The sequence below is a fragment of the Nocardioides sp. genome (genome assembly GCA_037045645.1).
GTDB lineage: Bacteria > Actinomycetota > Actinomycetes > Propionibacteriales > Nocardioidaceae > Nocardioides.
This window is the reverse complement of the sequence record JBAOIH010000003.1, coordinates 224,448-249,486: the sequence shown is the minus strand read 5'-3', so window position 1 is coordinate 249,486 and position 25,039 is coordinate 224,448. Positions and strand designations below refer to the sequence as shown.

The 25,039-nt window shown below is 68.5% G+C and carries 21 protein-coding genes and 1 pseudogene; 18 read left to right on the top strand and 4 right to left on the bottom strand.

Annotation, left to right across the window (positions count from 1 at the left end):
* Nucleotides 1–10: 10 nt before the first annotated feature.
* Both V9G04_13000 and V9G04_12995 read right to left on the bottom strand, forming a co-directional pair.
* The gene (locus V9G04_13000; protein ID MEI2714172.1) at nucleotides 11–799 is read right to left on the bottom strand and encodes an RDD family protein; all 789 of its coding nucleotides are present in this window, start codon (nucleotides 797–799) and stop codon (nucleotides 11–13) included.
* 6 nt (nucleotides 800–805) lie between these two features.
* Complete coding sequence (locus V9G04_12995) at nucleotides 806–1,363, bottom strand: RDD family protein (GenBank protein MEI2714171.1); 558 nt, start codon at nucleotides 1,361–1,363, stop codon at nucleotides 806–808.
* Nucleotides 1,364–1,504: 141 nt separating this feature from the next.
* On the opposite strand from V9G04_12995, the gene V9G04_12990 reads away from it, so the two are divergent.
* The 9 genes from V9G04_12990 (at nucleotide 1,505) to V9G04_12950 (ending at nucleotide 12,238) form a co-directional block, all read left to right on the top strand.
* The gene (locus V9G04_12990; protein MEI2714170.1) at nucleotides 1,505–2,110 is read left to right on the top strand and encodes a TetR family transcriptional regulator; all 606 of its coding nucleotides are present in this window, start codon (nucleotides 1,505–1,507) and stop codon (nucleotides 2,108–2,110) included.
* On the top strand, nucleotides 2,107–2,892 hold the full coding sequence (locus V9G04_12985) for a TIGR03084 family metal-binding protein (protein MEI2714169.1): 786 nt from the start codon (nucleotides 2,107–2,109) through the stop codon (nucleotides 2,890–2,892). The genes V9G04_12990 and V9G04_12985 overlap by 4 nt, the downstream gene beginning before the upstream one ends.
* A complete protein-coding gene (locus tag V9G04_12980; protein ID MEI2714168.1) occupies nucleotides 2,889–4,628 on the top strand; it encodes an acyclic terpene utilization AtuA family protein in 1,740 nt (579 codons plus the stop codon). The genes V9G04_12985 and V9G04_12980 overlap by 4 nt, the downstream gene beginning before the upstream one ends.
* Nucleotides 4,625–5,767: an acyl-CoA dehydrogenase family protein gene (locus tag V9G04_12975; protein MEI2714167.1), complete on the top strand. Its 1,143-nt coding sequence runs from the start codon at nucleotides 4,625–4,627 to the stop codon at nucleotides 5,765–5,767. Before V9G04_12980 ends, V9G04_12975 begins: the two co-directional genes overlap by 4 nt.
* Complete coding sequence (locus V9G04_12970) at nucleotides 5,764–7,410, top strand: acyl-CoA carboxylase subunit beta (GenBank protein MEI2714166.1); 1,647 nt, start codon at nucleotides 5,764–5,766, stop codon at nucleotides 7,408–7,410. Before V9G04_12975 ends, V9G04_12970 begins: the two co-directional genes overlap by 4 nt.
* Before the next feature lie 5 nt (nucleotides 7,411–7,415).
* Nucleotides 7,416–9,386 carry a biotin carboxylase N-terminal domain-containing protein gene (locus V9G04_12965; protein ID MEI2714165.1) on the top strand — a complete coding sequence of 657 codons (1,971 nt, stop codon included), beginning with the start codon at nucleotides 7,416–7,418 and terminating at the stop codon, nucleotides 9,384–9,386.
* A 114-nt stretch (nucleotides 9,387–9,500) separates the two neighbouring features.
* The gene (locus V9G04_12960; protein ID MEI2714164.1) at nucleotides 9,501–10,661 is read left to right on the top strand and encodes an acyl-CoA dehydrogenase family protein; all 1,161 of its coding nucleotides are present in this window, start codon (nucleotides 9,501–9,503) and stop codon (nucleotides 10,659–10,661) included.
* A gap of 274 nt (nucleotides 10,662–10,935) precedes the next feature.
* Nucleotides 10,936–11,337 (top strand): MmcQ/YjbR family DNA-binding protein, encoded by a 402-nt coding sequence (locus V9G04_12955; protein ID MEI2714163.1) that lies wholly within the window; start codon nucleotides 10,936–10,938, stop codon nucleotides 11,335–11,337.
* A 16-nt stretch (nucleotides 11,338–11,353) separates the two neighbouring features.
* A complete protein-coding gene (locus V9G04_12950) occupies nucleotides 11,354–12,238 on the top strand; it encodes a universal stress protein (GenBank protein ID MEI2714162.1) in 885 nt (294 codons plus the stop codon).
* Here the strand turns inward: V9G04_12950 and V9G04_12945 are convergent, their stop codons facing one another.
* Entirely contained in the window at nucleotides 12,239–12,508 is a 270-nt protein-coding gene (locus tag V9G04_12945; GenBank protein ID MEI2714161.1) for a hypothetical protein, read from the bottom strand.
* 272 nt (nucleotides 12,509–12,780) lie between these two features.
* Here V9G04_12945 and V9G04_12940 point away from each other — a divergent pair.
* A protein-coding gene (locus V9G04_12940) for an IS3 family transposase (protein MEI2714160.1) occupies nucleotides 12,781–14,048 on the top strand; the annotation gives its coding sequence in 2 pieces (ribosomal slippage) (nucleotides 12,781–13,084 and nucleotides 13,084–14,048; 1,269 coding nt in all).
* A 170-nt stretch (nucleotides 14,049–14,218) separates the two neighbouring features.
* Here the strand turns inward: V9G04_12940 and V9G04_12935 are convergent.
* Complete coding sequence (locus V9G04_12935) at nucleotides 14,219–15,010, bottom strand: DUF1295 domain-containing protein (GenBank protein ID MEI2714159.1); 792 nt, start codon at nucleotides 15,008–15,010, stop codon at nucleotides 14,219–14,221.
* Nucleotides 15,011–15,192: 182 nt separating this feature from the next.
* Between V9G04_12935 and V9G04_12930 the strand changes: the two genes are divergently transcribed.
* The 8 genes and pseudogenes from V9G04_12930 (at nucleotide 15,193) to V9G04_12895 (ending at nucleotide 25,038) form a co-directional block, all read left to right on the top strand.
* On the top strand, nucleotides 15,193–16,176 hold the full coding sequence (locus tag V9G04_12930) for a hypothetical protein (protein ID MEI2714158.1): 984 nt from the start codon (nucleotides 15,193–15,195) through the stop codon (nucleotides 16,174–16,176).
* A gap of 72 nt (nucleotides 16,177–16,248) precedes the next feature.
* The gene (locus V9G04_12925) at nucleotides 16,249–17,001 is read left to right on the top strand and encodes an enoyl-CoA hydratase-related protein (protein ID MEI2714157.1); all 753 of its coding nucleotides are present in this window, start codon (nucleotides 16,249–16,251) and stop codon (nucleotides 16,999–17,001) included.
* 97 nt (nucleotides 17,002–17,098) lie between these two features.
* Nucleotides 17,099–19,288 carry a UvrD-helicase domain-containing protein gene (locus V9G04_12920; protein MEI2714156.1) on the top strand — a complete coding sequence of 730 codons (2,190 nt, stop codon included), beginning with the start codon at nucleotides 17,099–17,101 and terminating at the stop codon, nucleotides 19,286–19,288.
* Between the two features lie 62 nt (nucleotides 19,289–19,350).
* Nucleotides 19,351–19,977: pseudogene (locus V9G04_12915) on the top strand (phenazine-specific anthranilate synthase component I).
* Between the two features lie 196 nt (nucleotides 19,978–20,173).
* Nucleotides 20,174–21,340 (top strand): chorismate-binding protein, encoded by a 1,167-nt coding sequence (locus V9G04_12910; protein ID MEI2714155.1) that lies wholly within the window; start codon nucleotides 20,174–20,176, stop codon nucleotides 21,338–21,340.
* A complete protein-coding gene (locus V9G04_12905; GenBank protein MEI2714154.1) occupies nucleotides 21,337–23,082 on the top strand; it encodes a sulfatase-like hydrolase/transferase in 1,746 nt (581 codons plus the stop codon). Before V9G04_12910 ends, V9G04_12905 begins: the two co-directional genes overlap by 4 nt.
* A gap of 73 nt (nucleotides 23,083–23,155) precedes the next feature.
* Nucleotides 23,156–23,782, top strand: a complete 627-nt coding sequence (locus tag V9G04_12900) for an aminodeoxychorismate/anthranilate synthase component II (GenBank protein ID MEI2714153.1) — start codon at nucleotides 23,156–23,158, stop codon at nucleotides 23,780–23,782.
* A gap of 5 nt (nucleotides 23,783–23,787) precedes the next feature.
* Nucleotides 23,788–25,038 (top strand): anthranilate synthase component I family protein, encoded by a 1,251-nt coding sequence (locus V9G04_12895; protein ID MEI2714152.1) that lies wholly within the window; start codon nucleotides 23,788–23,790, stop codon nucleotides 25,036–25,038.
* Nucleotide 25,039 lies beyond the last annotated feature (1 nt).

Genomic DNA, 25,039 nt, shown 5'->3' with positions numbered 1-25,039 from the left:
GAGGCCCAACTCAACCGGCCTTGCGCTTGCCGAACATCGGAGACTGCCCCAGCGGGTCCGGCTGCTTGATCACCAGGGTGTTCAGCATCTTGTCGGCCAGAGTCTGGCGCTTTTCATCCCACGCGCACCACAGATAGTCGATGTAGAAGCACTGGTTGATCAGCGCGTGGATGACGTACTTGCCGAACGTGACACCGGCGCCCGGTGCCTGGCCATCCACCGCCAGGACGCAGCGGATGCCGACCTTGCGCTTGCCGTACGTGTAGCCGGTGCGGCCCTGGTCGAGCATGTAGTTGGCGATGAGGCGCCACAGTGACCAGACCGTCGCTGCGAGCACGATCACGGCACCGAGAATCATCACAACGGCGCCCGCCTCGAGCTCGTTCGACGAAGACAGCGCTCCGCCTCCCACCATGACGACTGCGCCGAGCATCATCAGCGCGAACGGCGGCAAGCCGTACACCGCATCCCACAGTGTCGCGACGGCTCGGTCACCGAACGTGGCATAGAAGTCCATCGGTGGGCCATAGCCCATCGGGGGCCCCGACGGGTAGCCGGCCGGCGGCGATGAGGCGTACGCGTTGTGGTCGGGCATCGCGTAGGGGGCCTGCCCCGCCGGCGCGTACGGATTCGGCGCAGGAGGCTGGGCGCCGACAGGTCCGCCGTAGGGAGGCTGGGCGTAGGGGGTCCCCTGCTGTGGGGGAGTGGGTGAGTCCGGGGGGCCAGGTTGGCGTACGCGCGTCACCTCGGGGTCGTCGTCTGCCGGACGACCGCCGCCCACCTGCCCGAACTCACCCATGCCCGATCAGCCCTTGGGAGCGTTGATGACGACGGTCTTCATGATCTTGTCGGCGATGGTCTGCCGCTTGGGGTCCCACAGCGGGAACAGGTAACCGATGTTGCAGATCACGCCGTCGACAAAGTGGGCGAGTTGGCGTACGAACGACATCAGCGGGCCGATCGGCTGGCCGGTCTCTTCGCTGATCAACTTGATGCCGAGCATGCCCTTGCCGATGGTGCAGCCGGTGTTGCCCTGCTTGATGCAGATGTTCCAGATCAGGAGCGCGAGTGCACCAAGGGAGCCGAGCAGCACCAGGACCAGGCCCGCGCCGGACATGCCGCCACCGGTGAGTTCGCCGGTGACCGGGTCGATCTCGGTGCCGCTGGCAGACATGCCGATGCCGACGAAGGCGAGGATCAGCGGAAGTCCCATGATGATCTGGTCGATCAGGTAGGCACCGACGCGCTGGAAGAAGGTGGCGTAGTTGCCGGCGGACTGGACGGCGCCGCCGTAGTTGGTCTGACCATAAGGGTTCTGGCCGTAGGGGTCCGACGGCTGGCCGTAAGGGTTCTGGTCGCTCATGCTCGTTCTCTTCTCTCGGGGTGCTGAAAGCAGGGTATTGCGCCGGTGATCTGCCCGGGGCCACCCGTCTCGAAACCGCCGTGCCTCTGGATGAAAAAAGTCAGGCTTGACTGTTTGTTGTTAATCCGTCAGGCTGCACGCGTGAGTCGGGTGCCACAGGAGGAGCGGTCGCGGGCGATGCGCGCGCGGCTCCTGGAGGCGACCGTGGAATGCCTGGTGGAGCACGGCTTCTCGGGGACGTCGACCACGCTGGTCTCCCAGCGAGCCGGGGTCTCCCGGGGGGCGCAACTGCACCACTTCCCGAGCAAGAACGCGCTCGTCGTGGCGGCGGTCGAGCACCTGACCGAACGCCGAGCGGCCGAGTTGCTCCCCGCGCTGGAGTCGGCTCGCGATGCTCGACACCGCACCCGCACCGTGCTCGACGTGCTCGCCGCGCACTTCACGTCACCGGTCTTCACGGCGGCGCTGGAGTTGTGGGTCGCCGCACGTACGGATCCCGCCCTGCTCGCGGCGGTCGCGCCGCTGGAGCAGCGCGTCGGCCGTGAGGCGCACCGGCTGACGGTCGCGGCGCTGGGGGCGGACGAGTCGTTGCCGGGCGTACGCGAACTCATCCAGGCCACGCTCGACCTGATGCGCGGCTTCGGACTTGCCAACACGATCACCGATGACTCTCGCCGCCGCAAGCGGATCCTCGACCACTGGGCGCGCACCCTCGACGCCGCCCTCGCCCCGGAAGGTGCCCGATGACCGATCTCCTCGAAGCCCTACTCGCGGACCTCGCCGCCGAAGGCGACGTCCTGGACGCCGCCGTGGCGACGCTGCCGGAGGAGGGGTGGCGTACGCCCACTCCCGCCGCCGGCTGGGATGTCGCCACCCAGATCGCCCACCTGGCGTGGACCGATGAGGTCGCGATCACCGCCGCCACCGACAAGGCGGGTTGGGACGCGTTGGTGCTGGAGGCGATCGAGGACCCGCTGGGCTACGTCGACAAATGTGCGCTCTCGGGCGGTGCTGTCCCCCCGGCGGAGTTGCTGGCGCGGTGGCGCGGGGCGCGAGCCGACCTGGTCACCACGCTGCGGGCGGTGCCGGACGGGGAGAAGCTGCCCTGGTTCGGACCGCCGATGTCGCCGACCTCGATGGGCACCGCGCGCTTCATGGAGACGTGGGCGCACTCGCTCGACGTGCATGAGGGCCTGGGCCTGACCTACGAGGTCACTGACCGGATCAAGCACGTCGCGCACCTGGGCGTACGCACGCGCGCCTACTCCTTCATCAACCGCGGCCTCGACGTGCCCGCCGGCGACGTGCGGGTCGCGCTGACCGCTCCGTCGGGCGAGACCTGGACCTTCGGGCCAGAGGAAGCGCCGGAGTCGGTGACCGGATCGGCGTACGACTTCTGCCGCCTGGTCACCCAGCGGGTGCACCGTGACGACACCGACCTGGTGGCCTCGGGTGAAGGCGCCTCGGCGTGGCTGGACATCGCCCAGGCCTTCGCGGGCCCGGCGGGCGCAGGGCGGGCCGCGTCATGACCGCGCCGTTGCGGGTCGCGAACGTCTCCGGCTTCTACGGTGACCGGCTCTCGGCGATGCGCGAGATGCTCGACGGCGGCCCCGTCGACGTCCTGACCGGCGACTATCTCGCCGAGCTCACCATGCTGATCCTGGGTCGCGACACCATGAAGGACCCGTCGCTGGGCTACGCGCGCACGTTCGTACGCCAGGTGGAGGACGTCCTCGGCGATGCTCTCGAACGCGGCGTCAAGATCGTGTCGAACGCGGGCGGGCTCAACCCGGCGGGTCTGGCCGCGCGATTGGAAGAGGTCGCGCGTGGGCTCGGGCTTGCGCCGTCGATTGCGTACGTCAGTGGCGACGACCTCCGATCGCGTACGGCCGACCTCGGCTGGGGCGACGCGCTCACGGCCAACGCCTATCTCGGTGGCTTCGGGATCGCGGCGGCTCTGTCCGGCGGTGCCGACATCGTGGTGACCGGACGGGTCACGGATGCGTCGTTGGTCGTCGGTCCGGCGGTGGCGCACTTCGGCTGGTCGTACGCCGACCTCGACGCGCTCGCCGGGGCGGTCGTGGCCGGGCACGTGATCGAGTGCGGGACGCAGGCCACCGGCGGAAACTTCTCGGGGTTCCTGGAGTTGAGCTCGCTCGAGGGACCGCTCGGGTTCCCGATCGCCGAGATCGCCGCTGACGGGTCGTGCGTGATCACCAAGCATCCCGGGACGGGAGGTGCGGTCACGGTGGACACGGTCACGGCCCAGCTGTGCTATGAGATCCAGGGGCCTGCCTACCTCGGTCCCGACGTGACGGCTCACTTGGACTCCCTCGAGTTGTCCGATGTCGGCCCGGATCGGGTCGCGATCAGCGGCGTACGAGGGTCTGAGCCTCCGTCGACCTTGAAGGTCTGCTTGAACTCGCTCGGTGGCTTCCGCAACACCGCGGAATTCGTGGTGACCGGGCTCGCCCAGTCGGCCAAGGTTGCGTGGTTGCGACGTCAGCTTGAGGCCGCCTGGGGTGACCTGGCGTCCTCGGTGACCTGGACGCACGGACCCGCCGGGGTGCCCGGGGCCGACACCGAGGAGGGTGCCTCGACTCGGCTGCGCGCCACGGTGAAGTCGGCCGATCCGAAGGTGGCGGGCAAGGCGTTCACCGCCCCCGCGATCGAGTTGGCGCTGGGCTCCTACCCCGGCTTCACCCTGACCGCACCACCAGCGCCCGGGTCGCCGTACGGGGTCTATCGCGCGGCCTACGTCGAGCGCGACGCGGTGACCCACGTGGTGACGTTCGGGGGTGGGGCGAGTGAGGTGATCGCGAACCCGGGGCTGGCGCCCCGCGCCGGGTCGAGCGGACCCGAGTCCGCTCAACCCCCGGAGATCCGGGGGCTGAGCGGACAGAACGGGGGCTTAGCTGGCCCGACTCGCCCCACGCCGCTGGGCACGTTCGTGCATGCGCGTTCGGGCGACAAGGGTGGCGACGCCAACCTGGGGCTCTGGGTCGGTGCCGGGCCCAAGCGCGACGAGCGCGTGGACTGGCTGCTCACGACCGTGACTGCGCAGTGGGTACGCGACCTCATCCCCGAGGCGGCCGAGCTCGAGATCGATATCCACCCGCTGCCCAATCTCGGCGCCGTCAACATCGTGCTGCACGGTCTCCTCGGAGACGGTGTCGCCGCCTCGACACGTTTCGATCCACAAGCCAAGGGCCTGGGCGAATGGGCCCGATCACGCACCGTGCAGATTCCGGAGGAGTTGCTATGACCCCGACCACCGAGGAGCGTGAGGCGCTGCGCGCCAGCGCCGCCGAGTTCGTACGCCGGGAGGTGATGCCGCACCTCGACGACTGGGAGCGCGAGGGCGCCCTTCCGCGCGCGCTGCACCTGGCCGCCGCCAAACAGGGGTTGCTCGGTGTCTCCTTCCCCGAGTCGGTCGGCGGTGAGGGCGGCGACCTGCGTGATTCGGTCGCGGTACAGGAGGCGATGTTCGCCGCCGGTGCGTCCAGTGGCCTGATGTCGGCGCTCTTCACCGGAGGCATCGCGCTGCCGCACATCGCGGCGTCCGGCAACGCCGACCTGATCGACCGGTTCGTACGCCCGACGCTCGCCGGAGACATGATCGGCTCCCTGGCCGTCACCGAGCCCGGCGGCGGCTCAGATGTCGCCGGCATCACCACGCGGGCAGTGCGCGATGGCGACTACTACGTCGTGAACGGTGCCAAGACGTTCATCACCAGCGGCACTCGGGCCGACTTCGTGACCACGGCCGTACGCACCGGCGAACCCGGCCACGCCGGGATCTCGCTGCTCGTGGTCGAGGCGGGAACGCCCGGCTTCACCGTCACACGCGCCCTGGACAAGATGGGCTGGCTGTGCAGCGACACGGCCGAGTTGTCGTACGTCGACGCGCGCGTGCCGGTCGCCAACCTGGTGGGTGCGGAGAACTCCGGCTTCTATCAGATCGCCGAACAGTTCGTGATCGAGCGGATCGCGATCGCGGTGCACGCCTACGGCATCGCGGCTCGCTCGCTGGACCTGACCACCGCGTACGTCAAGGAGCGCGAGACCTTCGGTCGCCCGCTGATCCGCAACCAGGTCGTGCAGCACACGCTGGTCGAGATGCGACGCCAGGTCGAGGTCGCCCGGACGTACGCCCATCACGTCGTGGAGCGACACCTGGCCGGGGAGAGCGTCATCGCCGAAGCCTGTCTGGCCAAGCAGACCGCGTGCGACGCGGCGACGTACGTATGTGACAAGGCGGTGCAGCTGCATGGCGGCACCGGCTACATGAGGGGAACCGAGGTGGAGCGGCACTACCGCGACGCGCGGATCCTGCCGATCGGAGGAGGAGCAACCGAAGTGCTGACGGACCTGGCAGCCAAACTGATGGGGTATGCGTCATGACCGCGAACCGTGAGGCGATGCTGACCAAGCTCGCCGACCTCGACGCCGAGCACGCGAAGGCGGTCGCGGGGGGTGGAGAGAAGTACGTCGCCCGGCACCGTGAGCGCGGCAAGCTCACCGCGCGCGAGCGGATCGAGCTGTTGATCGACCCGGGCAGCGCCTTCCTCGAACTCTCCCCACTGGCCGGATGGGGCTCGGACTTCACCGTCGGTGCCTCCGTGGTCACCGGCATTGGTGTGGTGTCGGGGCGCGAAGTGATGATCAGCGCCAACGACCCGACCGTGAAGGGCGGCGCCTCGAACCCGTGGACGGTCAAGAAGATCTTCCGGGCCTCGCAGATCGCCGAGGAGAATCACCTGCCGACAATCTCGCTGGTCGAGTCCGGTGGTGCGGACCTGCCGACGCAGAAGGAGATCTTCATCCCCGGCGGCAAGCTCTTCCGCGACCTGACCCGCGCCTCGGCGCGCAGGCAGCCGACCATCGCGCTGGTCTTCGGCAACTCCACAGCCGGGGGTGCGTACGTGCCCGGCATGAGTGACTACACCGTCTTCGTCAAGGGCGGCGCCAAGGTGTTCCTGGGTGGCCCACCTCTGGTGAAGATGGCCACCGGCGAGGAGTCCGACGACGAGTCGCTGGGTGGTGCCGAGATGCACGCCCGGGTCAGTGGTCTGGCCGACTACTTGGCCGAGGACGAGCACGACGCGATCCGGATCGGCCGGCGCATCGTGGCTCGTCTCGGTGGTGTGGGAGTCCCCGGTCGGCCGGGGAGTTTCACGGTTAGTAACCAATGCATCGGTTACACACCTCAAGAGTCACCGGCCAGCCGGGGACTCCACGCCGCCTACGCCGAGCCCGATGCCGACCCCGACGGCCTGCTGGACCTGATCCCGACCGACCTCAAGGAGCCGTTCGACCCGCGTGAGGTGATCGCGCGGATCGTCGACGGGGTGAGCACCAGCAACGAGGCGGTGTTCGACGAGTTCAAGCCGCTCTACGGCACGAGTCTCGTGACCGGGTGGGCGCGCCTGCACGGCCACCCGATCGGGATCCTCGCCAACGCCCAGGGCGTCTTGTTCAGCGAGGAGGCGCAGAAGGCCGCGCAGTTCATCCAACTGGCCAACCAGTCGCACACGCCGCTGCTGTTCTTGCACAACACGACCGGCTACATGGTCGGCAAGGACTACGAGCAGGGCGGCATCATCAAGCACGGGGCCCAGATGCTCAACGCGGTGTCCAACAGCACCGTGCCGCACCTGAGCGTGATCATCGGCGCTTCGTACGGCGCGGGGAACTACGGGATGAACGGCAGGGCGTACGACCCGCGTTTCCTCTTCACCTGGCCCAACGCCAAGTCGGCGGTGATGGGTCCCGCGCAACTCGCGGGCGTACTGTCCATCGTCGCGCGCGCGGCCTCGGAGGCCAAGGGCAAGCCGTACGACGAAGAGGCCGACGCGGGCATGCGCACCATGGTCGAAGCCATGGTCGAAGAGCAGAGCCTGCCATTCGTGCTGTCCGGAATGCTTTATGACGACGGGGTGATCGATCCGCGCGATACGCGCACGATCCTGGGCATCTGCCTGTCCGTCATCGCCAACAACACCGAGATCAAGGGCGCCGAGGGCTTCGGCGTCTTCAGGATGTGAGCGCCATGATTAATCGTCTGATGGTCGCCAACCGCGGCGAGATCGCGCGACGTGTCTTCGCCACGTGCAGGCGTCTGGGCATCGAGACCGTTGCGGTCTTCTCCGATGCCGACGCGGACCTGCCGTTCGTACGCGAGGCCGACTACGCCGTACGACTGCCGGGCAACACGCCGGCGGAGACCTACCTCGACACCGGGCTGATCCTGGGTGCCGCGCAGTCGGCGGGGGCCGACGCGATCCATCCGGGTTATGGCTTCTTGTCCGAGAACGCCGAGTTCGCGCGCGCCGTGGAGGAGGCCGGGCTGATCTGGGTCGGACCGAGCCCGGAGTCGATCGAGCAGATGGGCTCCAAGATCGAGGCCAAGCGGATCGTCGCCGCCGCAGGAGTGCCCGTGCTGGACGGCGAGAGTGCTGCCCCGCCACTGCTGGTCAAGGCATCCGCGGGCGGTGGCGGCCGGGGGATGCGGATCGTGCGCGACCTCGCCGACCTCGACAACGAGATCGCCAAGGCCAGCGCCGAGGCGGCCAGCGCGTTCGGCGATGGCACCGTGTTCGTCGAGCCGTACGTCGAGAACGCCCGCCACGTCGAGGTGCAGGTCGTCGGTGATCCCGTCCTCGGCGTCGTGCACGTGCTGGGTGAGCGGGACTGCTCGGTGCAGCGCCGACACCAGAAGGTGGTCGAGGAAACCCCTGCCGTCGGACTGGCCGACGAGCAGCGCCAAGCACTCCACGACGCGGCGCGTGACGCTGCCGCGGCGATCGACTATCGGGGTGCAGGCACTGTCGAGTTCCTCGTCGACGCCGACGACCCGAGCCGCTTCTACTTCCTGGAGACCAATACGCGGCTCCAGGTCGAGCACCCGGTCACCGAGGCGGTGACCGGCCTGGATCTCGTCGAGTTCCAGATCGCGGTTGCCGAGGGCCGACCGGTCGAGGCGGACCAGCCCCTGCCCGGGCACGGACATGCGATCGAGGTACGGCTCTACGCCGAGGATGGCGCGTACGTCCCCCAGAGCGGGCGGTTGGTCACCTTCGAGATCCCACACGCCAGCGAGTTCGATCTCGGCACGCGGTATGGGATCCGGGTCGACGCCGGCTTCGAGTCCGGCAGTGAAGTGTCGACGTTCTATGACGCGATGCTGGCCAAGGTGATCGCGTGGGGGCCGACTCGGGAGGCCGCGATCCGGCTGCTGGTCGACGCGTTGCGCAAGGCGAAGATCCACGGCGTCACCACCAACCGGGACCAGCTCATCGCGATCCTGACCGAGCCGACGTTCGCGTCGGGTGCGGCTACGACCGGATGGTTGGAGGGCACGGAACTCGCCGAGCAGCAGGCGGACCCAGCCGAGGCGGCGTTGCTGTGCGCCACCGCTGCCCTGGTCGCTGATCGCGATGCGTCCAAGTCGATCCAGCAGGGCATCCCTGCGGGCTGGCGCAACGTACCCAGCCAGGCGCAGGTCGAGCGCCTGCAGGTCCCGGGCGTCGAGGAGCCCTTCGCAGGTGAATGGGTCGGCACCCGGGACGGCAGGATCGAGTTCCCCAACGCCGACTTCGAGATCCGCGCGCTCACCTTTGAGTCCGCAGCGGACTCAAAGGGCAGTTGGCGTGTCGACTGGGTCGGTGAGGGGGAGCAGGGCACCTGCTCGGTGGCCTTCTCCGAGGGCCTTCCCGGCACGCGGCAGGTCTTCGTGGACTCCCCGCGCGGCCATCACACCTTCACCGAGGTGCCCCGCTTCACCGACCCGGCCGCGCAGCACCAGTCGGGCAGCCTGCTGGCCCCGATGCCGGGCAGCGTGATCAGTGTCGCGGTCGAGCAGGGCGACCAGGTCGAGGAAGGGGCGGTCGTACTCGTCCTCGAGGCGATGAAGATGCAGCACACCGTGACGGCGCCCCACGCGGGGGTCGTGGCGGAGGTCAACGTACGACCGGGGGCGCAGGTCGCCGCGGGTGAGGTGTTGGCAGTGGTAGCGCAATGAGTGGTGGTTTCCAGACGCGCCGTTGGCGCTCCTCAACCACCGACAAGTCCGCAATGGGTGGTTTCGAGACGCGCCGCTGGCGCTCCTCAACCACCGGAAACTAAAGGAGACATCATGAGCAACTTCACCGAGTCCGAGGAGCGGCAGGAACTGCGCAAGCAGGTCGCCAAGCTCGCGAGCAAGTACGGCCGCGACTACTTCGTCGAGAAGGCCCGCAGCGGCGGCAAGACCACCGACCTGTGGCTGGAGATCGGCAAGCACGGCTATCTGGGCATCAACATCCCCGAGGAGTACGGCGGGGGCGGCGGCGGCATCGGCGACATCGCGGCCGTCTGCGAGGAGTTGTCGGCGGCCGGTTGTCCGCTGCTGTTGATGGTCGTCAGCCCGGCCATCTGCGGCACGATCATCAGCCGTTACGGCACCGACGAGCAGAAGCAGCGTTGGCTGCCCGGCATCTGTGACGGCACGTCCACGATGGCCTTCGCGATCACCGAGCCCGACGCGGGCACCAACACCCACAACATCTCCACGACCGCCCGCAAGGACGGCGATCAGTGGGTCCTCAACGGTCGCAAGGTCTTCATCTCCGGCGTAGACGAGGCCGACAACGTGCTCGTCGTCGCACGTGCCGAGGACGCCAAGACCGGCAAGGTCAAGCCGGTGCTCTTCGTCGTACCCACTGATGTCGAGGGCTTCGAAGCGACGCCGATCCCGATGGAGATCGTCTCGCCCGAGTGGCAGTTCACCGTGTTCCTTGACGACGTACGCCTGCCCGCCGACGCGGTCGTCGGCGACGAGAACGGCGGCCTGGTGCAGCTCTTCGCCGGTCTCAACCCCGAGCGGATCATGGCCGCGAGCTTCTCGACGGGGTTGGCCCGACACGCGCTGGACCGCGCGGTGGCGTACGCGAACGAGCGCGAGGTCTTCAAGGGTCCGATCGGTGGCCACCAGGCAATCGCGCACCCGCTCGCGGAGTCGCACATCGAGATCGAGATGGCTCGGTTGATGACCCAGAAGGCCGCCGCGCTCTACGACGCCGGTGACGACATGGGAGCCGGCGAGGCCGCCAACATGGCGAAGTTCGCCGCCGCCGAGGCGGCGTGTCACGCGGCCGACCGGGCCGTGCAGACCCATGGCGGGAACGGGATCACCAGCGAGTACGGCGTGGCCGGTCTCCTGGTCGCCACCCGCGCCGGACGGATCGCGCCGGTGAGCCGCGAGATGATCCTCAACTTCGTCTCGATGCACTCGCTGGGACTGCCCAAGTCGTACTGAGGTCTCGCTGTCCGCTGGTTTCGAGACGCGCCTGTGGCGCTCCTCAACCACCGGTGGGAGTCCGCTGGTTTCGAGACGCGCCTGTGGCGCTCCTCAACCACCGGTGGGAGTCCGCTGGTTTCGAGGCGCGCCTGTGGCGCTCCTCAACCACCGGGAGTCCGTTGGTTTCGAGACGCGCCTGTGGCGCTCCTCAACCACCGGGAGTCCGCTGGTTGAGGAGGCCGCGGAGCGGCCGTCTCGAAACCATGTCCCCGCGTCATGGCACGCTGAGCTCATGGCCAAGAAGGATCGCTGCGAGGTGCCGGAGGCCTACGTCTCCCGGCTCCGCGCGATCCTCGAACGACTGCCATCGTGCCGACCCGAGGACGCCTGGGTCGGCACGCGGTGGCGCGTGGGCAGCGCGACCGTGGCGCACATCTTCGGCGGCGAGGATCAGCGCGTACGTCTCACGTTCCGAGGCGAACTCGACGAGGTGCACGCTTTCCGTCACCTGGGTGAGCCGTACTTCAAGGCCGAATGGGGTGGCAACGTGATCGGACTGATCGTCGATGACGCCACGGACTGGGCCGAGGTGGCGGAGTTGGTGACGGATTCCTACTGCCTGCAGGCGCCAGAGTCGATGGTCCGCAAAGTCAGCCGACCGCCCGGTTCACCCACCGTTCCGGGCAACCAGTGATGGGAGACAATGGGGTATGGATACCGACACGAAGCCGACCGGAGCTGTTGTCGCGGGGATCGACGGCACCGAACTCGACCTCTTGATCCTCACCGCTGCCGTTGCCGAGTCCCTGACCCGCAAGGCGCCGCTACACGTACGCCACTGTCGCGAACTGCTGGATCCCAACCTCGCGATCGTGTCGGCGGGTGGCTGGCCGGTGACGGTGGAGGACTCGGACGGCGGCGTACTCGAAGCCGCACGGCAGACCGTGGCGACGCTGGCGCCCGAGTTGGACGCGACCTACGACTCTCCTGCCGGTCGTCCGGAGAACCTGCTGGTGGATGCGTCCGAGACCGCCGCGCTCGTCGTGGTCGGCACTGGTCGCAAGTCGCGGCTGGAGGAGTTGTTGCTCGGTACGGTCGCGCTCAACGTGGCAGCCCACGCGACATGCCCGGTGTTGGTCGTTCCCCCCGGCAGCGATGCCGACGCGAAGGGCGACATCGCCGTGGGTGTCGACGGCAGCGACCACAGCCGAGCCGCGGTCGAGGAGGCCGTACGCGTGGCTCGGGCGCGCGCCGCGAAGTTGGTTGTCGTGTCGACCTGGAACCACGAACTCATCGACGGCTATGTCGTCACCGAACCGGACAGTCCCGAATGGCGCGCCGTCGAGGAGCGCATCACGGCCATGCAGGAACGCGTACTCAGCGGGATCGATACCAGCGGCGTCGAGGTCGAGTTGCGCAGCGTCAAGGGCGGGATTCGTACGACCTTGTCGACGCTTTCGGACGACACCGCCATGCTGGTCGTGGGCAATCGCGGGCGCGGCGGGTTCAAGAGCAAGGCGCTCGGGTCGGTGACTCGCGATCTGCTCAAGCGGTCGTCGTGCCCGGTGATGGTGGTGCACGCACCGCGGGGCTGATCACCCGCCGGGGCGTGGCTCTCGCTCGGTGGTCGCCGCCTTGGGCGGGATGCCGACCGGGTTCTCCTCGGCGTTGCCCGGTGCCTGCTCGGGTAGGCCCGAGTCGACTTCGGTCTCGCGGGTGTCCTTGAAGCCGTCGGTACGACCGTCAGTTCCGACTCGTTCGGAACTGACACCCATGCTGCCTGCCGCCCCCTGCTCAGAAGTGGCGTTGGGGTTGGACGCGCGCAGCGTCTCCTCGACGAACTCCTTGACCTCGTCAGAACTCATGTCTGCCTCCTCGGGTCGCGAAATTCGACCGTAACCGCCGGTGTGGTGGCGCGCATCGCCCGTAAGGGCGTGGTTTCGAGACGGCCGCTTCGCGGCCTCCTCAACCAGCGGTGGGGCGGGTTTCGAGACGGCCGCTTCGCGGCCTCCTCAACCAGCGGTGGGGCGGGTTTCGAGACGGCCTTCTCAACCAGCGGTGGGCGTCAACCAGCGGTGGGGCGTGAACTGCACTGGGTTGGTTGGAGTCTCCATCGTTTGGAAACGAGGATGGACTCATGCCGAAGGACACCACCCCGGGGAAGCCGACCACACGTCGCTACAGCCCTGAGGAAAAGGCCGCTGCGGTGCGGATGGTCAGGACGCTGCGTGCCGAGCTGGGAACTGAGCACGGCACAGTGCAGCGGGTCGCAGCCCAGCTCGGGTACGGCACCGAGTCAGTTCGGTCCTGGGTGAAGCAGGCCGACATCGACGAGGGCCACGTGCCGGGTCTGAGCACGAGCGACGCGGCCAGGCTGAAGGCGCTGGAGCAGGAGAACCGGGAGCTCAAGAGAGCCAACGAGATCTTGAAGAGGGCCGCCAGTTTCTTCGGGGCGGAGCTCGACCGCCAGTACAAGAAGTAGCCGCGTTCATCGACGCCAACCGTGACGACGTGGTCGCGGGCCGGCGTCTGGGGGTCGAGCTCATCTGCCACGTGCTGCAGGTGGCCCCGAGCAGCTACTACGAGTTCAAGAACCGCCAACCCTCGGCTCGCACGCAGCGCGACGAGGTGATGGGACCGGTAGTGCGGCAGCTGTGGGAGGACAACTTCCGGGTCTACGGCGCCCGGAAGATCTGGAAGGCCGCACGACGTGCTGGACATGACATCGGCCGTGACCAGGTCGCCCGCCTGATGCGCACCGCCGGCATCGAGGGGGTCCGGCGCACCAAGCGGGTCCGTACCACCAAGCCCGATCCGGGCATGCCGCGCCACCCGGACCTGGTCGGCCGCGACTTCACCGCCACGGCCCCGAACCAACTGTGGGTCACCGATCTGACATTCGTGCCGACTTGGGCCGCGGTGGCCTACGTCTGCTTCATCATCGACGCCTACTCCCGCACGATCGTGGGGTGGCGGGTCGCCTCGCACATGCGGACCACTATGGTCCTCGATGCCATCGAGATGGCCCGGTGGTCACGCGGGACCCAGCTCCCTGGCCTGCGGTGTCACTCGGATGCCGGCAGTCAATTCACCTCGATTCGCTACGGCGAGCGTCTGGCTGAGATCGGCGCGATGCCCTCGATCGGCACTGTCGGCGATTCGTACGATAACGCGCTGGCCGAGACCGTGAACGGCTATTACAAGGCCGAACTGGTCCGTGGCCCCGCGCGCGAGGGCCGCCCGTGGAAGACGGTCGAGGACCTCGAGCTCGCCACGCTGAGCTGGGTCCACTGGCACAACCACGACCGCCTGCACGGCTACCTCAACGACATCCCACCAGCAGAGTTCGAGGAGACGTTCTACGCTACGGAACGGACCGACCAGCCCCTGGTCGGAATCCAATAGCCCGAGCCTCCATCAGACCCAGTGCGGTTCAGGCGGGTTTCGAGACGGCCGCTTCGCGGCCTCCTCAACCAGCGGTGGGGCGGGTTTCGAGACGGCCTTCTCAACCAGCGGTGGGCGTCAACCAGCGGTGGGGCGGGTTTCGAGACGGCCTCCTCAACCAGCGATGGGCGTCAGCCAGCGGCGCGGCGGGGTGGGCGCGGGAAGAACAGCGGGACGCGAGCGGCGTACGCATCCCAACCCGGGCGCTGCGACATCGTGCGTTCCAGCAACTTGGCGCCGGTGACGTTGCGTACGAAGTGCGTCATCGCGATCGGCGCGATCACCGTCAACAGGCCCGGCAGCCACCCCGAGCCGAGACCGCCGATCAGCCAGAATCCCCAGGCGACGGCCGCGTCGCCGAAGTAGTTGGGATGGCGGGTCCAGGCCCAGAGGCCGGTGTCGAGTACGGGTGGGCGAGCAGAGCGCGGCTTGGCCTTGTACGCCGCCAGTTGCGCGTCGCCGACCGTCTCGAAGACGAAGCCGATCGCCCAGACCGCGATGCCGATCCACACAACCGGCCACCACGCCACGTCCAGTCCTGCACCCACGACCAGTGGCAGCGACACCACCAGCATCGCGAGTCCCTGCGGCACGAAGACCTTGCGCACCATCGCCGGGAAGCCGCCGTCGCCGAGGATCTTGGCGTATCGCGGGTCTTCGACATGGCCCTCGCGACCGGAGCGGGCGAAGATGTGCCACGCCAGGCGGGCGCCCCAGATCAGCACGAGAGCCGCCAGCGCGCCGCGGCGTACGAGGTCGCCGTCCCCGAGCAGTCCGGTCGATACGGCGACCGCCACGAAGCCCAACCCCCACGCCACGTCCATGACCGAGACCCGCCCGGCCGCGCGCGCCCAGGTCGCAGTCAGGCCGATCACCGCCGTGATGGCCACGAGCGCGATCAGGAAGAGCCAGGGCAGTGACATGAGTCGAGTCTGACAGCCGAGGACGACTGCCCCCGAGCTTGTGGTGCGTGCAGGTGTCACCAGGTGACACCACTAGGCACCGCACGCGACAGGCGCCGCTCTCCGCACTCACTTCACGCTTCCCTCCACAGGATCCACGAACGTGCATTGCGGCCCGCGCGACCGGTCCCCAATCTGGCGGGATGGGCACACCGCGAACTCACCGCCACCCCTCGGTCCGCGTACGCGTCGATGGCACCGGGCCGCCGTTGCACCGCGAGATCGAGCGGCTCGTCAAGCAGCAAGGCGGGCTGATCATGCGGGCGCAATTGCTGGAACTGGGCGAGAGCCCGGGCGGCATCAGGCGGCGGCTGCGGCGCCGAGACCTGGTGCGAGTGATGCCTGGCATCTATGTGAACCACACCGGCAGGTTGACCTGGGAGCAGCGCGCCTGGGCTGCCGTCTTGAGCGCCTGGCCGGCCGCGTTGTGGGGCGAGTCGGTGTGGCGACAGACCGATCCGATCCACGTTGCGGTGGCTCGCGGGCGCTCGGTCGCCCCGGTGAGAGGCGTGGTGCACCACCACGTTGCCGACCTCGACGACCGGGTCTGGTGGCTGGAGAATCCGCCTCGGATGAAGGTCGAGCATGCGGCGCTGGTGGCCGCAGCAGCAGCAGCGGACGACTTCGCTGCCATCTCCGTGCTCGCGGAGGTGGTGCAGCGGCGCAGGACGACGTACGCCGCCCTCACTGCGGCCCTGAAGTCGCGTCGGCGCACCAGGCGCGGGAGCTGGCTTCACAGGGTGCTGGCCGACTTGGCGCTGGGTGCGGATTCGGTGCTTGAGCATGGCTACCTCACCAAGGTCGAGCGGGCCCACGGACTGCCAGTCGGCAAGCGACAGGTCTCCGGGCGGGTAGCCGGAAAGGTCGTCGTGCGCGATGTGGACTACGACGAATATGGCTTGCTGGTCGAGTTGGATGGTCGGCTGTTTCACGACAACGCGCAGGCTCGAGACGCCGACCTCATGCGAGACCTGGCTGCCGCGGTCGTCGAGAGCAAGCGGACTGCGCGGGTGGGGTGGGGGCAGGTGTTCAAGGACGCGTGCCGGACTGCCGTGCTGCTGGCCGGGTTGCTCGCCAAGGGCGGCTGGGCCGGCGATTTCGTACGCTGTCCCCACTGCCCACGGTGACGAACTCGGTTCCGGTGCTTGCAGGTGTCACCAGGTGACACCACCAACAACCGTAAGCGGCAAGATAGACCCATGCCCGCACTCGTACGCCTCGACATCGACGGCCCGCTCGCCACGATCACCCTCGACAGCCCGCACAACAAGAACGCCCTCTCGCGCCAACTGGTCACCGAGGTGTTCGAGCATCTCGCGACGGCGGAGGCCGATCAGGACGTACGCGTGGTGCTGATCCGCAGCCAGGACCGGGTGTTCTGCTCCGGCGCCGACCTTTCCGAAGCCTCGACGGGCGGCATGGTCGAGGGGGCCAAGCGGATCGTCGAGTTGCAGCGGCTGATCCTGAGCATGGACAAGCCGGTCGTCACCGAGATCCAGGGCGCGGCTCGCGCCGGCGGCATCGGGATCGTGGCCGCGTCCGACATCTCGATCGCGGCCCAAGACGCGACGTTCGCGCTTACCGAGGTCAAGCTCGGGCTGGCGGCGGCCATCATCAGTCTGACCGTGCATGCCCGGATGAACCCCCGTGCGGCATCGCTGACCACCTTGGGCGGGATGGTGTTTGACGGGGAGCAGGCGCAGGCGTACGGCTTGGTCACCCGGGCCGTCCCGGCAGCCGAACTTCGCGACGAGACCGCGCGCATCTGTGCCGAACTCGCGACCGGCGCGGCCCAGGGGCTGCGCGAGTCGAAGGTGATCCTCAACTCCGATCTGATCGCCCGGATCGACGAGCGGGGTGAGGCCCTGGCGGAGAAGAGCGCCGAGTTGTTCGCCTCCGAGGAGGCCAAGACCGCGATGCTCGCATTCTTGTCTCGCCGCAAGGGATCCTGACCACGATCTGAGCCGATCGGCGGGGATGCCACGCCCGCGCAGTTCCGCCGGTAATGTCGACCGTCTTGCCGACGGTCAGGGGAGAGAGCGGAGCAAGGTGGCAGAAGAGGTCGCGGGTCGCGAGATCGCCGCGGAGCAATGCTTCGTCGACGACGTGTACGTCCAGTTGAAACGCTCGGCCGATGCCGCGCTCGCCTTGGCCGAAGAAGGCCACGAGCGTGGGCGTCTTGGTCACGAGGGTGGGCTCGTCGAACGCGACGCGATGACCTTCCAGGCCGCCAAGCGGATCGCTCAACTCGATGCCGCGCACGAGGGCCTGGTCTTCGGCCGTCTCGACATGACGGATTCGATCGATCCGAACGCTCGCTATATCGGCCGGATCGGCCTTCGAGACGAGCGTCATCAGTCCTTGTTGATCGACTGGCGGGCCCCGGCCGCCGCGGTGTTCTATCAGGCCACGGCCGCCGAGTCCTTGGGTGTCGTACGCCGACGCGTGCTCCGCTCCCAGGGCCAACGCGTGCTCGGGGTGGAGGACGAACTGCTCGACCCCACCGACCCCAAGTCCGAATCGCTGCCGATCATCGGCGAGGGCGCCCTGATGGCACAGCTCTCCCGCAAGCGCGACCGGAACATGCACTCGATCGTCGCCACCATCCAGGCCGAGCAGGACAAGGCGATCCGTGCGCCTGGTCGCAGCCCCCGGGGCGGCACCGTCGTGGAGATCTCCGGTGGCCCCGGCACGGGCAAGACAGTCGTGGCGCTGCACCGAGCGGCGTACCTGCTCTATTCGGATCGCCGTCGGTATGAGAGCGGTGGCGTGCTCGTCGTCGGACCCAGCGGCGTGTTCATGCGCTATATCGAGCGGGTGCTGCCGAGCCTTGGTGAGACTGCGGTCGCGCTGCGTTCGCTCGGTGAGGTCGTCACCGGGATCCGCGCCACGCGTCACGACGAACCCGCCGTGGCGGCCGTCAAGGGCGACGCCCGGATGGCCGAGGTGCTGCGTCGGGCGGCTCGCCAGCAGGCCCCCGGCAGCGCACAGCACTTCCGCTACTTCTACCGCGATGACGTGGTCACGTTGGATCGGCGCGTCCTGGGCAACGTACGCCGATCGCTGATGGCGCACGGCGCCCGCAACCGCCAGCTGCCGCGGGTCGCGAAGGCGCTGCTGGACCAGTTGTGGCGCCAGGTGCGCGGCGAGCGTGGTCGCGATCTGGGCCGCGAAGCCTTCAACGACGAGATCTTGGGCCTCGACGAGTTCGTGGACTTCGCCGCCTCGTGGTGGCCCCCGCTCGGGGCGCAACAGGTGCTCGGTTGGCTGCATGACCCGGACTTCCTGGCCCGAGTGAGCGACGGGATCCTCAGCGCCGAGGAGCAGGCGTTGTTGTCGAAGTCGTGGGCCGATCGCAGCGACCCGTCCATCGACGACATCGCGCTGATCGACGAGTTGCGCTACGCCCTCGGTGACGTGCCCGAGCGGCACGAGGACGACCACGGTCTCGACGACCACATCGGTGGGGACCTCCAAGAGCTCACGACGGCCTCCGACCGGGAGTACGCCCCCTCGGGTCGCGCCTGGCGTCCACCGGCCAGCCGGATCGAGGACGACGGCTATGCCCACGTGCTCATCGATGAGGCGCAAGACCTGACGCCGATGCAGTGGCGGATGGTGGGGCGACGCGGGCGAACGGCCTCGTGGACGATCGTCGGCGACCCAGCCCAATCGTCGTGGCCCAACCCGGCGGAGTCCCAGTCGGCGCGTGATGCAGCCCTGCACGGCAAGGTGCGGCACCGCTTCCACCTCTCGACGAACTATCGCAACTCGGCCGAGATCTACGACTACGCCGCCGCGTACGCCACTCGCGTCGGGCTCGACGCCGACCTGCCGCAGGCGGTCCGTTCGACCGGGATCGGCCCTCGCGTCGTGACGGCTGACGACCTGGAGGAGACCGTACGCGCGGAGGTCGCGGCGCTCGCCGCCGAGGTCGAGGGCACCGTGGGCATCGTGGTGCCCGTCGCGCGGCGCTCGGAGGTGAACCGCTGGCTCGCGTCGTGGTCCTCTCTGGCTGGCGATGCCCCCTCGGCGAGCGCTGCGGCTGCCGACCCGGACCTCGCGCCTTCGGGGACCGACCGGATCGTGGTGCTGACCGGTCTCGACACCAAGGGTCTCGAGTTCGACGGCATCGTCGTCGTACGCCCTCAGGAGATCGAGGACGAATCGGTCACCGGTCGCGCCACCCTCTACGTCGTGCTGACCCGGGCCACCCAGTTGCTGACGCTCGTGGGCTGAGTGGGGTCGGGCCCCCACCACCGGTGCGGCAGCGCTGCGAACCCCCGACGTAGGTCGGACAGATGGCGAGGGGATCACCCCGACGCCTTAGGCTCCTGCGCATGTCTGAGGAGTCCGCCGCCGACCTGCTCCAGCGGATCCAAGGGCACCAGGCCTGGGCGGTCATCCGTCGCAAGGCCGAACCCACCGTCGGACTCGTGGGGGGATCGCGCAGCGTCGTGGACTCGCTGCTCGACATCCCGCTTGAGACCGGCGCACCAACGCCCGGGCGTTCGGCCGACCGACTCGTCGCCGTGCCGTTTAGACAGGTGGCGGAGCGCGGCTTCGAGGCCATCGATGACCAGACGCCGCTGGTGGTCGTCGACATCGAGGACGAGTACGAGGTCCCCGTCGCCGACCTCCTCGCGGTGCTGCCGGACGTGCCGATCGAGTTCGACCGCAACGACGGCTTCGAGATCGACGACGAGTCCTACGGCGACATCGTCGAGTCGATCATCCGCGAGGAGATCGGCCAGGGCGAGGGCGCCAACCTGGTGATCGGGCGGCACTACCGCGCCGTCGTCGCCGACTGGGATGCGGCCAAGGCGCTGACCGTCTTCCGGCGGCTGCTGGAGCGTGAGCGCGGGGCGTACTGGACCTTCTGCTTCTTCACCGGCGACCGGTTCCTGATCGGCGCCAGCCCCGAGCGACACGTCAGCGTGCGCGGCGGCGACGTGCGGATGAACCCGATCTCCGGGACATTCCGGGTGCGCGCACCCGGCAGCGGTTTGGAGACGCCGACTCCGTCGGTCACTCCAGCAGCGGGGAGCGACCTCGGGGCGGGCCGGCTCAAGACCCGGCTGCTCGACTTCCTTCGCGACGAGAAGGAGATCTACGAGCTTCTACATGGTCGTCGACGAGGAACTGAAGATGATGTGCGACATCTGCCACGAGGGTGGGCAGGTGCTCGGACCGTTCCTCAAACCGATGACCCACCTGGTGCATACCGAATACCTGCTCGCCGGGCGCACCGACCGCGATCACCGCGAAGTGTTGCGCGACACGATGTTCGCCGCCACGGTCACCGGCAGCCCGGTGCAGAACGCCTGCCGGCTGATCGCGTCGTACGAGCCCGAGGGACGCGGCTATTACGGTGCCGCGTTGGCGCTCTTCGGTCGCGAGGCCGACGGCTCACCCACGATGGACAGCCCCATCCTGATCCGCACCGCCGACGTCGGCCTCGACGGGCAGGTGAAGGTGACGGCCGGCGCGACGCTCGTACGCGACTCCGACCCGGCGTACGAAACCGCGGAAACCCACGCGAAGGCGGGCGGGATCCTCAGCGCGTTCGGACTCGTGCCGGCCGCACCTGCCACCGAGATCGATCTCGACCGTCTCTCTCGCGACGACGACGTGCTGCTCGCGCTGCACGCGCGCAACGACCGGCTCTCGCCGTTCTGGCTGCGCAATCAGAAGGGCACACCGCCCGACCCGGCGCTGCGCGGCAAGCACGTGGTGATCCTCGACGGCGACGACGACTTCGTGAACATGCTCGCGCACGTGCTTCAGATCCTCGGGATGACGTCGGAGGTGCTCAAGCACGCCGACTACCGCGACGGGGCGCTCGACGACGCCGATCTGGTGATCGTCGGGCCCGGTCCGGGTGACCCTCGTGACGACGAAGATCCGAAGATGAGGCAACTGCGAGCGGCCGTCGCGCGTCTAGTAGAGCGTGAGCAACCTTTCCTCGCCGTCTGTCTTGGGCATCAGGCGCTGTGCCATCACCTCGGTCTGGGGTTGCATTTCAAGAACATCGTGTTCCAGGGCACCCAGGAGGTCGTGTCGATCGAGGGGCGTCCCGAACGCGTCGGCTTCTACAACACGTTCGTGGCCCGGGTCGGGGACGCGACCCTGCCCGACGGAGTCAGTGTCGAGGCGGACCCCGAGACCGGCGACATCCACGTCGTACGCGGCCCTCGATTCGCGGGCATCCAGTTCCATGCCGAGTCCATCCTCACCGAGCGAGGTTATGACCTCCTCCACGACCTCGTACGGGGGCTGAATCCGGCGTGAGCCTGCGCAGACCTCACGTCGTGCTCGGGGCGCTCCTCGTTCTGGCCGCCCTGATCGCCGCGACCTCCGCGACCGGTGTCATCGGGGCCGCGACCTCGCCGTCGTCGACCGCCTCCGCCACCTCGACCAAAGCCGGCCCCAAGGCTCCGCGCCCTAACGTGGTGATGATCGTGCTCGACGACTTCTCGGTCGACCTCACCCAGACGCTGCGTACGGCGCGCTGGTTTCGCCGCAACGGCGCGACCTACGCCAATGCCTTCGTCGTCGACTCGCTGTGCTGCGTGTCGCGCGCCAGCACGTTCACCGGGCAGTACCCGCACCAGACCGGAGTCCTCACCAACACCGCCGACCCCTATCGCCCGCGCGACCCCCAAGGCGGCTTCGGCGCCTACCGCTACTTCGGCAACGAGCAGCGTTCGATGGCCGTGTCGCTGCAACGTTCGGGGGTGCACACGGCCTACGTCGGCAAGTTCCTCAATCAGTACGAGAACCGCAACGGGGTGCTGCCCCCGCGCCAGCCCGGGTGGACCGATCAGCGGGTGATCTTCGGGTCGGCGTACGACGGTTGGGGCTTCGCGTCGACCTATCTGTCCGGCGGCAACCTGCGCGCGCAGGAGCACCCGCTGCCTTCGCCGTACGCCAGCGCTGCCGAGAAGGACAAGCTCTACGCCGGCACGGTGACCTCAGACCTCGCGATGGGCGCGATCGGGCGGGCGCGCTCGCCGTACTTCGTCCAGATCGCCCCCTATGCGCCGCACAGTCGGGTCGGTCCGGTGGGTGCGTTCGCCAACGAGCCGGTGTTCCCCGCCGCGTTCGGCGACCGGCCGTCTGCGGCTCGGCCGATGGGCAACTGTGGTGCGGTGCGCTGCGGCGCGCTGACCGTGCGCGATCTGCGCGGCTTCGGCGACGACCAGCGCAACAACCAGCCGCGCTACCGAGACGGCACACTGGCGCCGCACTGGAACCCACCACCAGGCGGACTCGGAGTGCGTACGGCCCTGACCTTCATGCGCGATCGCGCGCGGATGGCGCAATCGGCCGATCGGATGATCCAGCGGGTCCTCAACACCGTCGACCTGCGGCGCACGTACGTCGTCCTCACCAGCGACAACGGCTTCCACCTGGGGCAGAACGGCATGGGTGCGGGCAAGGGTTCGGCCTACGACACCGACATCCGCGTGCCGCTGATGGTCGCGGGGCCGGGCGTACGCCCCGGTGTCCGCGACGGCGTCGTGTCCAACATCGATCTGGCCGCGACCGTCGAGGACCTGATGGGCGTGCGTACGCCTGCCTACCGCTCCGGCGTCTCGTTCGCCGCGTCGCTGCGCAACCCGAAGGCGGCCACGACCGACTTCGCATTCGTGGAGCACACCTGGGCTCGCGTGGTCGCAGGCGACCCGGACCGCCCGACGTGGGAGGCGGCGTACGAGTTGCGTCCCGGCGGGCGCTCGGAGATGGATTCGATCCCGTCGTACGTCGCAGTGCGCGGTCGCGACGAGCTCCTGTTGCGGGTCAACCTCGCCAGCATCGGAGCCTCGGGCGGGCCGGGGCGCCAGTTCGTCTACGAGTACTACGACCTCGCACGCGACGGCGGCTTCGAGAAGGTCAACCGGTTCGGCTCGAAGCGTTATCGAGAGCGGGTTGCGGACCTGATGAGTCGGCTGCGAACCTTCGACTCGTGTCGCTCGGTCAGGCGTTCGTCGGCGGTCCCTGCGCGGTGCCGCGCGTCTCGCATCCGTTGAGTCCCCCCTCCCTAGGTGTTCAGTTGGGCATGCCTAGGTGTTCAGTTGGGCCTCGCTGGCCGTTGAGTTCGCGATGAGATCGACCGACGTCGTCGTCGTGGACCACTACGACTCCTACACCTGGAATCTGGTGCACCTGATCGCGTCGGTGACTGGCGTGGTGCCGACGGTGGTCGAGCACGATCGGGTGTCGGTGGACGAGGTGCTGCGTCATGCGTACGTCGTGCTCTCCCCAGGCCCCGGACATCCCGACGACCCGGCGGATTTCGCGGTCGGTCGGGAGGTGCTGCTGGCCGCCGAACGCCCCGTGCTCGGGGTGTGTCTGGGCATGCAGGGCTTGGTGAGTGCGTACGGCGGGGTGGTCGCGCGCGAGCGTCCCGCGCACGGTGAGGTCGCGACGATCGAGCATGACGGTCGCGGGGTGTTCACCGGGCTGCCCCAAGATTTCGCGGCAGTGCGCTATCACTCCTTGCAGGCGATCGAGATCCCGGACTCCCTGGAGGTCTCTGCCTGGTGTGGGAGTCCCAACTCAACCACCAGTCAGGCCCAACTCAACGGTGAGGGAGGGCCAACTCAACGGCGGGCGGTGATGGGCGTACGCCATCGCGCCCTGCCGCTCGAAGGCGTGCAATTTCACCCCGAGTCGATCCTCTCCGAGTTCGGCGCGGACCTGATCCGCAACTTCCTGGAGGGCGCGTGAGCGAGATGGAGGAGCACTTCCTAGAGGTCGCGCACAGCCATCGCCGCTGCTTCTGGATGGACGGCGGCGGCGCGCGCGAGTGGTCGGGGCGGCGCTCGATGATCGGCTGGCTCGAACCCGACGAGGTTTCCTTGTCGTACGACCGCAGCACCGGGCTGGTGACTCGGCATACCGAGACCTCCGCGGAGGTCCTGGGTGACGACCCCTTCGCGGCGCTCCAGCGCGAGTTGGAGGACAGCGAACCCGACGACCACTGGTTCGGGTACTTCGGGTACGCCGCTCGACCCGATCTGCCCGCTCGCGGCGACGCGGAAGTCGGTGGTGCCGGGCTGCCGGACGCGGTGTGGATGCGCTGTCGCAACGTGCGCTTCTTCGCCCATGACACCGACCCTCCTCCCCGACCGAGTCGCTCGCGACCGGTGGGCGTCCAGGCGCCGTCTGGTTATCGGCACGCGTACGCCCTGGTGCAAGAGCACCTGCGCGCCGGGAACTCGTACGAGGTCAATCTGACCCACCGCCTCACGGTCGAGGCAGCCACCGATCCGGCCGAGGTCTATCTGACCCTGCGGGCGCTGAACCCCGCGCCGTACGCCGGCTTCCTCCAGCACGACCTGCCCGACGCGCGGGCCTGGCTGCTCAGCAGCAGCCCGGAAAGATTCGCGCTGATCACCGGCGACCGGGTGCTGGAGACCAAGCCCATCAAGGGCACGACGCCACGCTCCGACGACGCCGAGATCGATGGCGAGCGACGCGACGCGCTGGCGCGCGAGCCGAAGTTTCGTGCCGAGAACCTGATGATCGTCGATCTGCTGCGCAATGACCTGTCGAGGGTCTGTCGGCCCGGCACGGTCGAGGTGCCCGAGCTGATGGAGGTGGAGTCGTACGCGACTGTGCACCAACTGGTCTCGACGGTGCGCGGGGACCTGCGTGACGACGTGTCGACCGTTGCGGCGCTGCGCGCGCTGTTCCCCGCAGGATCGATGACAGGCGCCCCGAAACTGCGCACCATGCAGATCATCGACGAGGTGGAGGCGACGCCGCGCGGTGTCTATGCGGGCGCGTTCGGTTGGGTCAATGCGGACGGTCGCGCCGATCTTGGCGTGGTGATCCGCAGCGTCATGACGACAGGAGACGGGCGTTGGACTCTCGGCACCGGCGGCGGCATCACCGTCCAGTCCGACGTGGACGAGGAGTGGGCCGAGACCGAGTGGAAAGCCGAACGGCTGCTGCACGCCCTGCGTACGCCGAGGTCGTGAC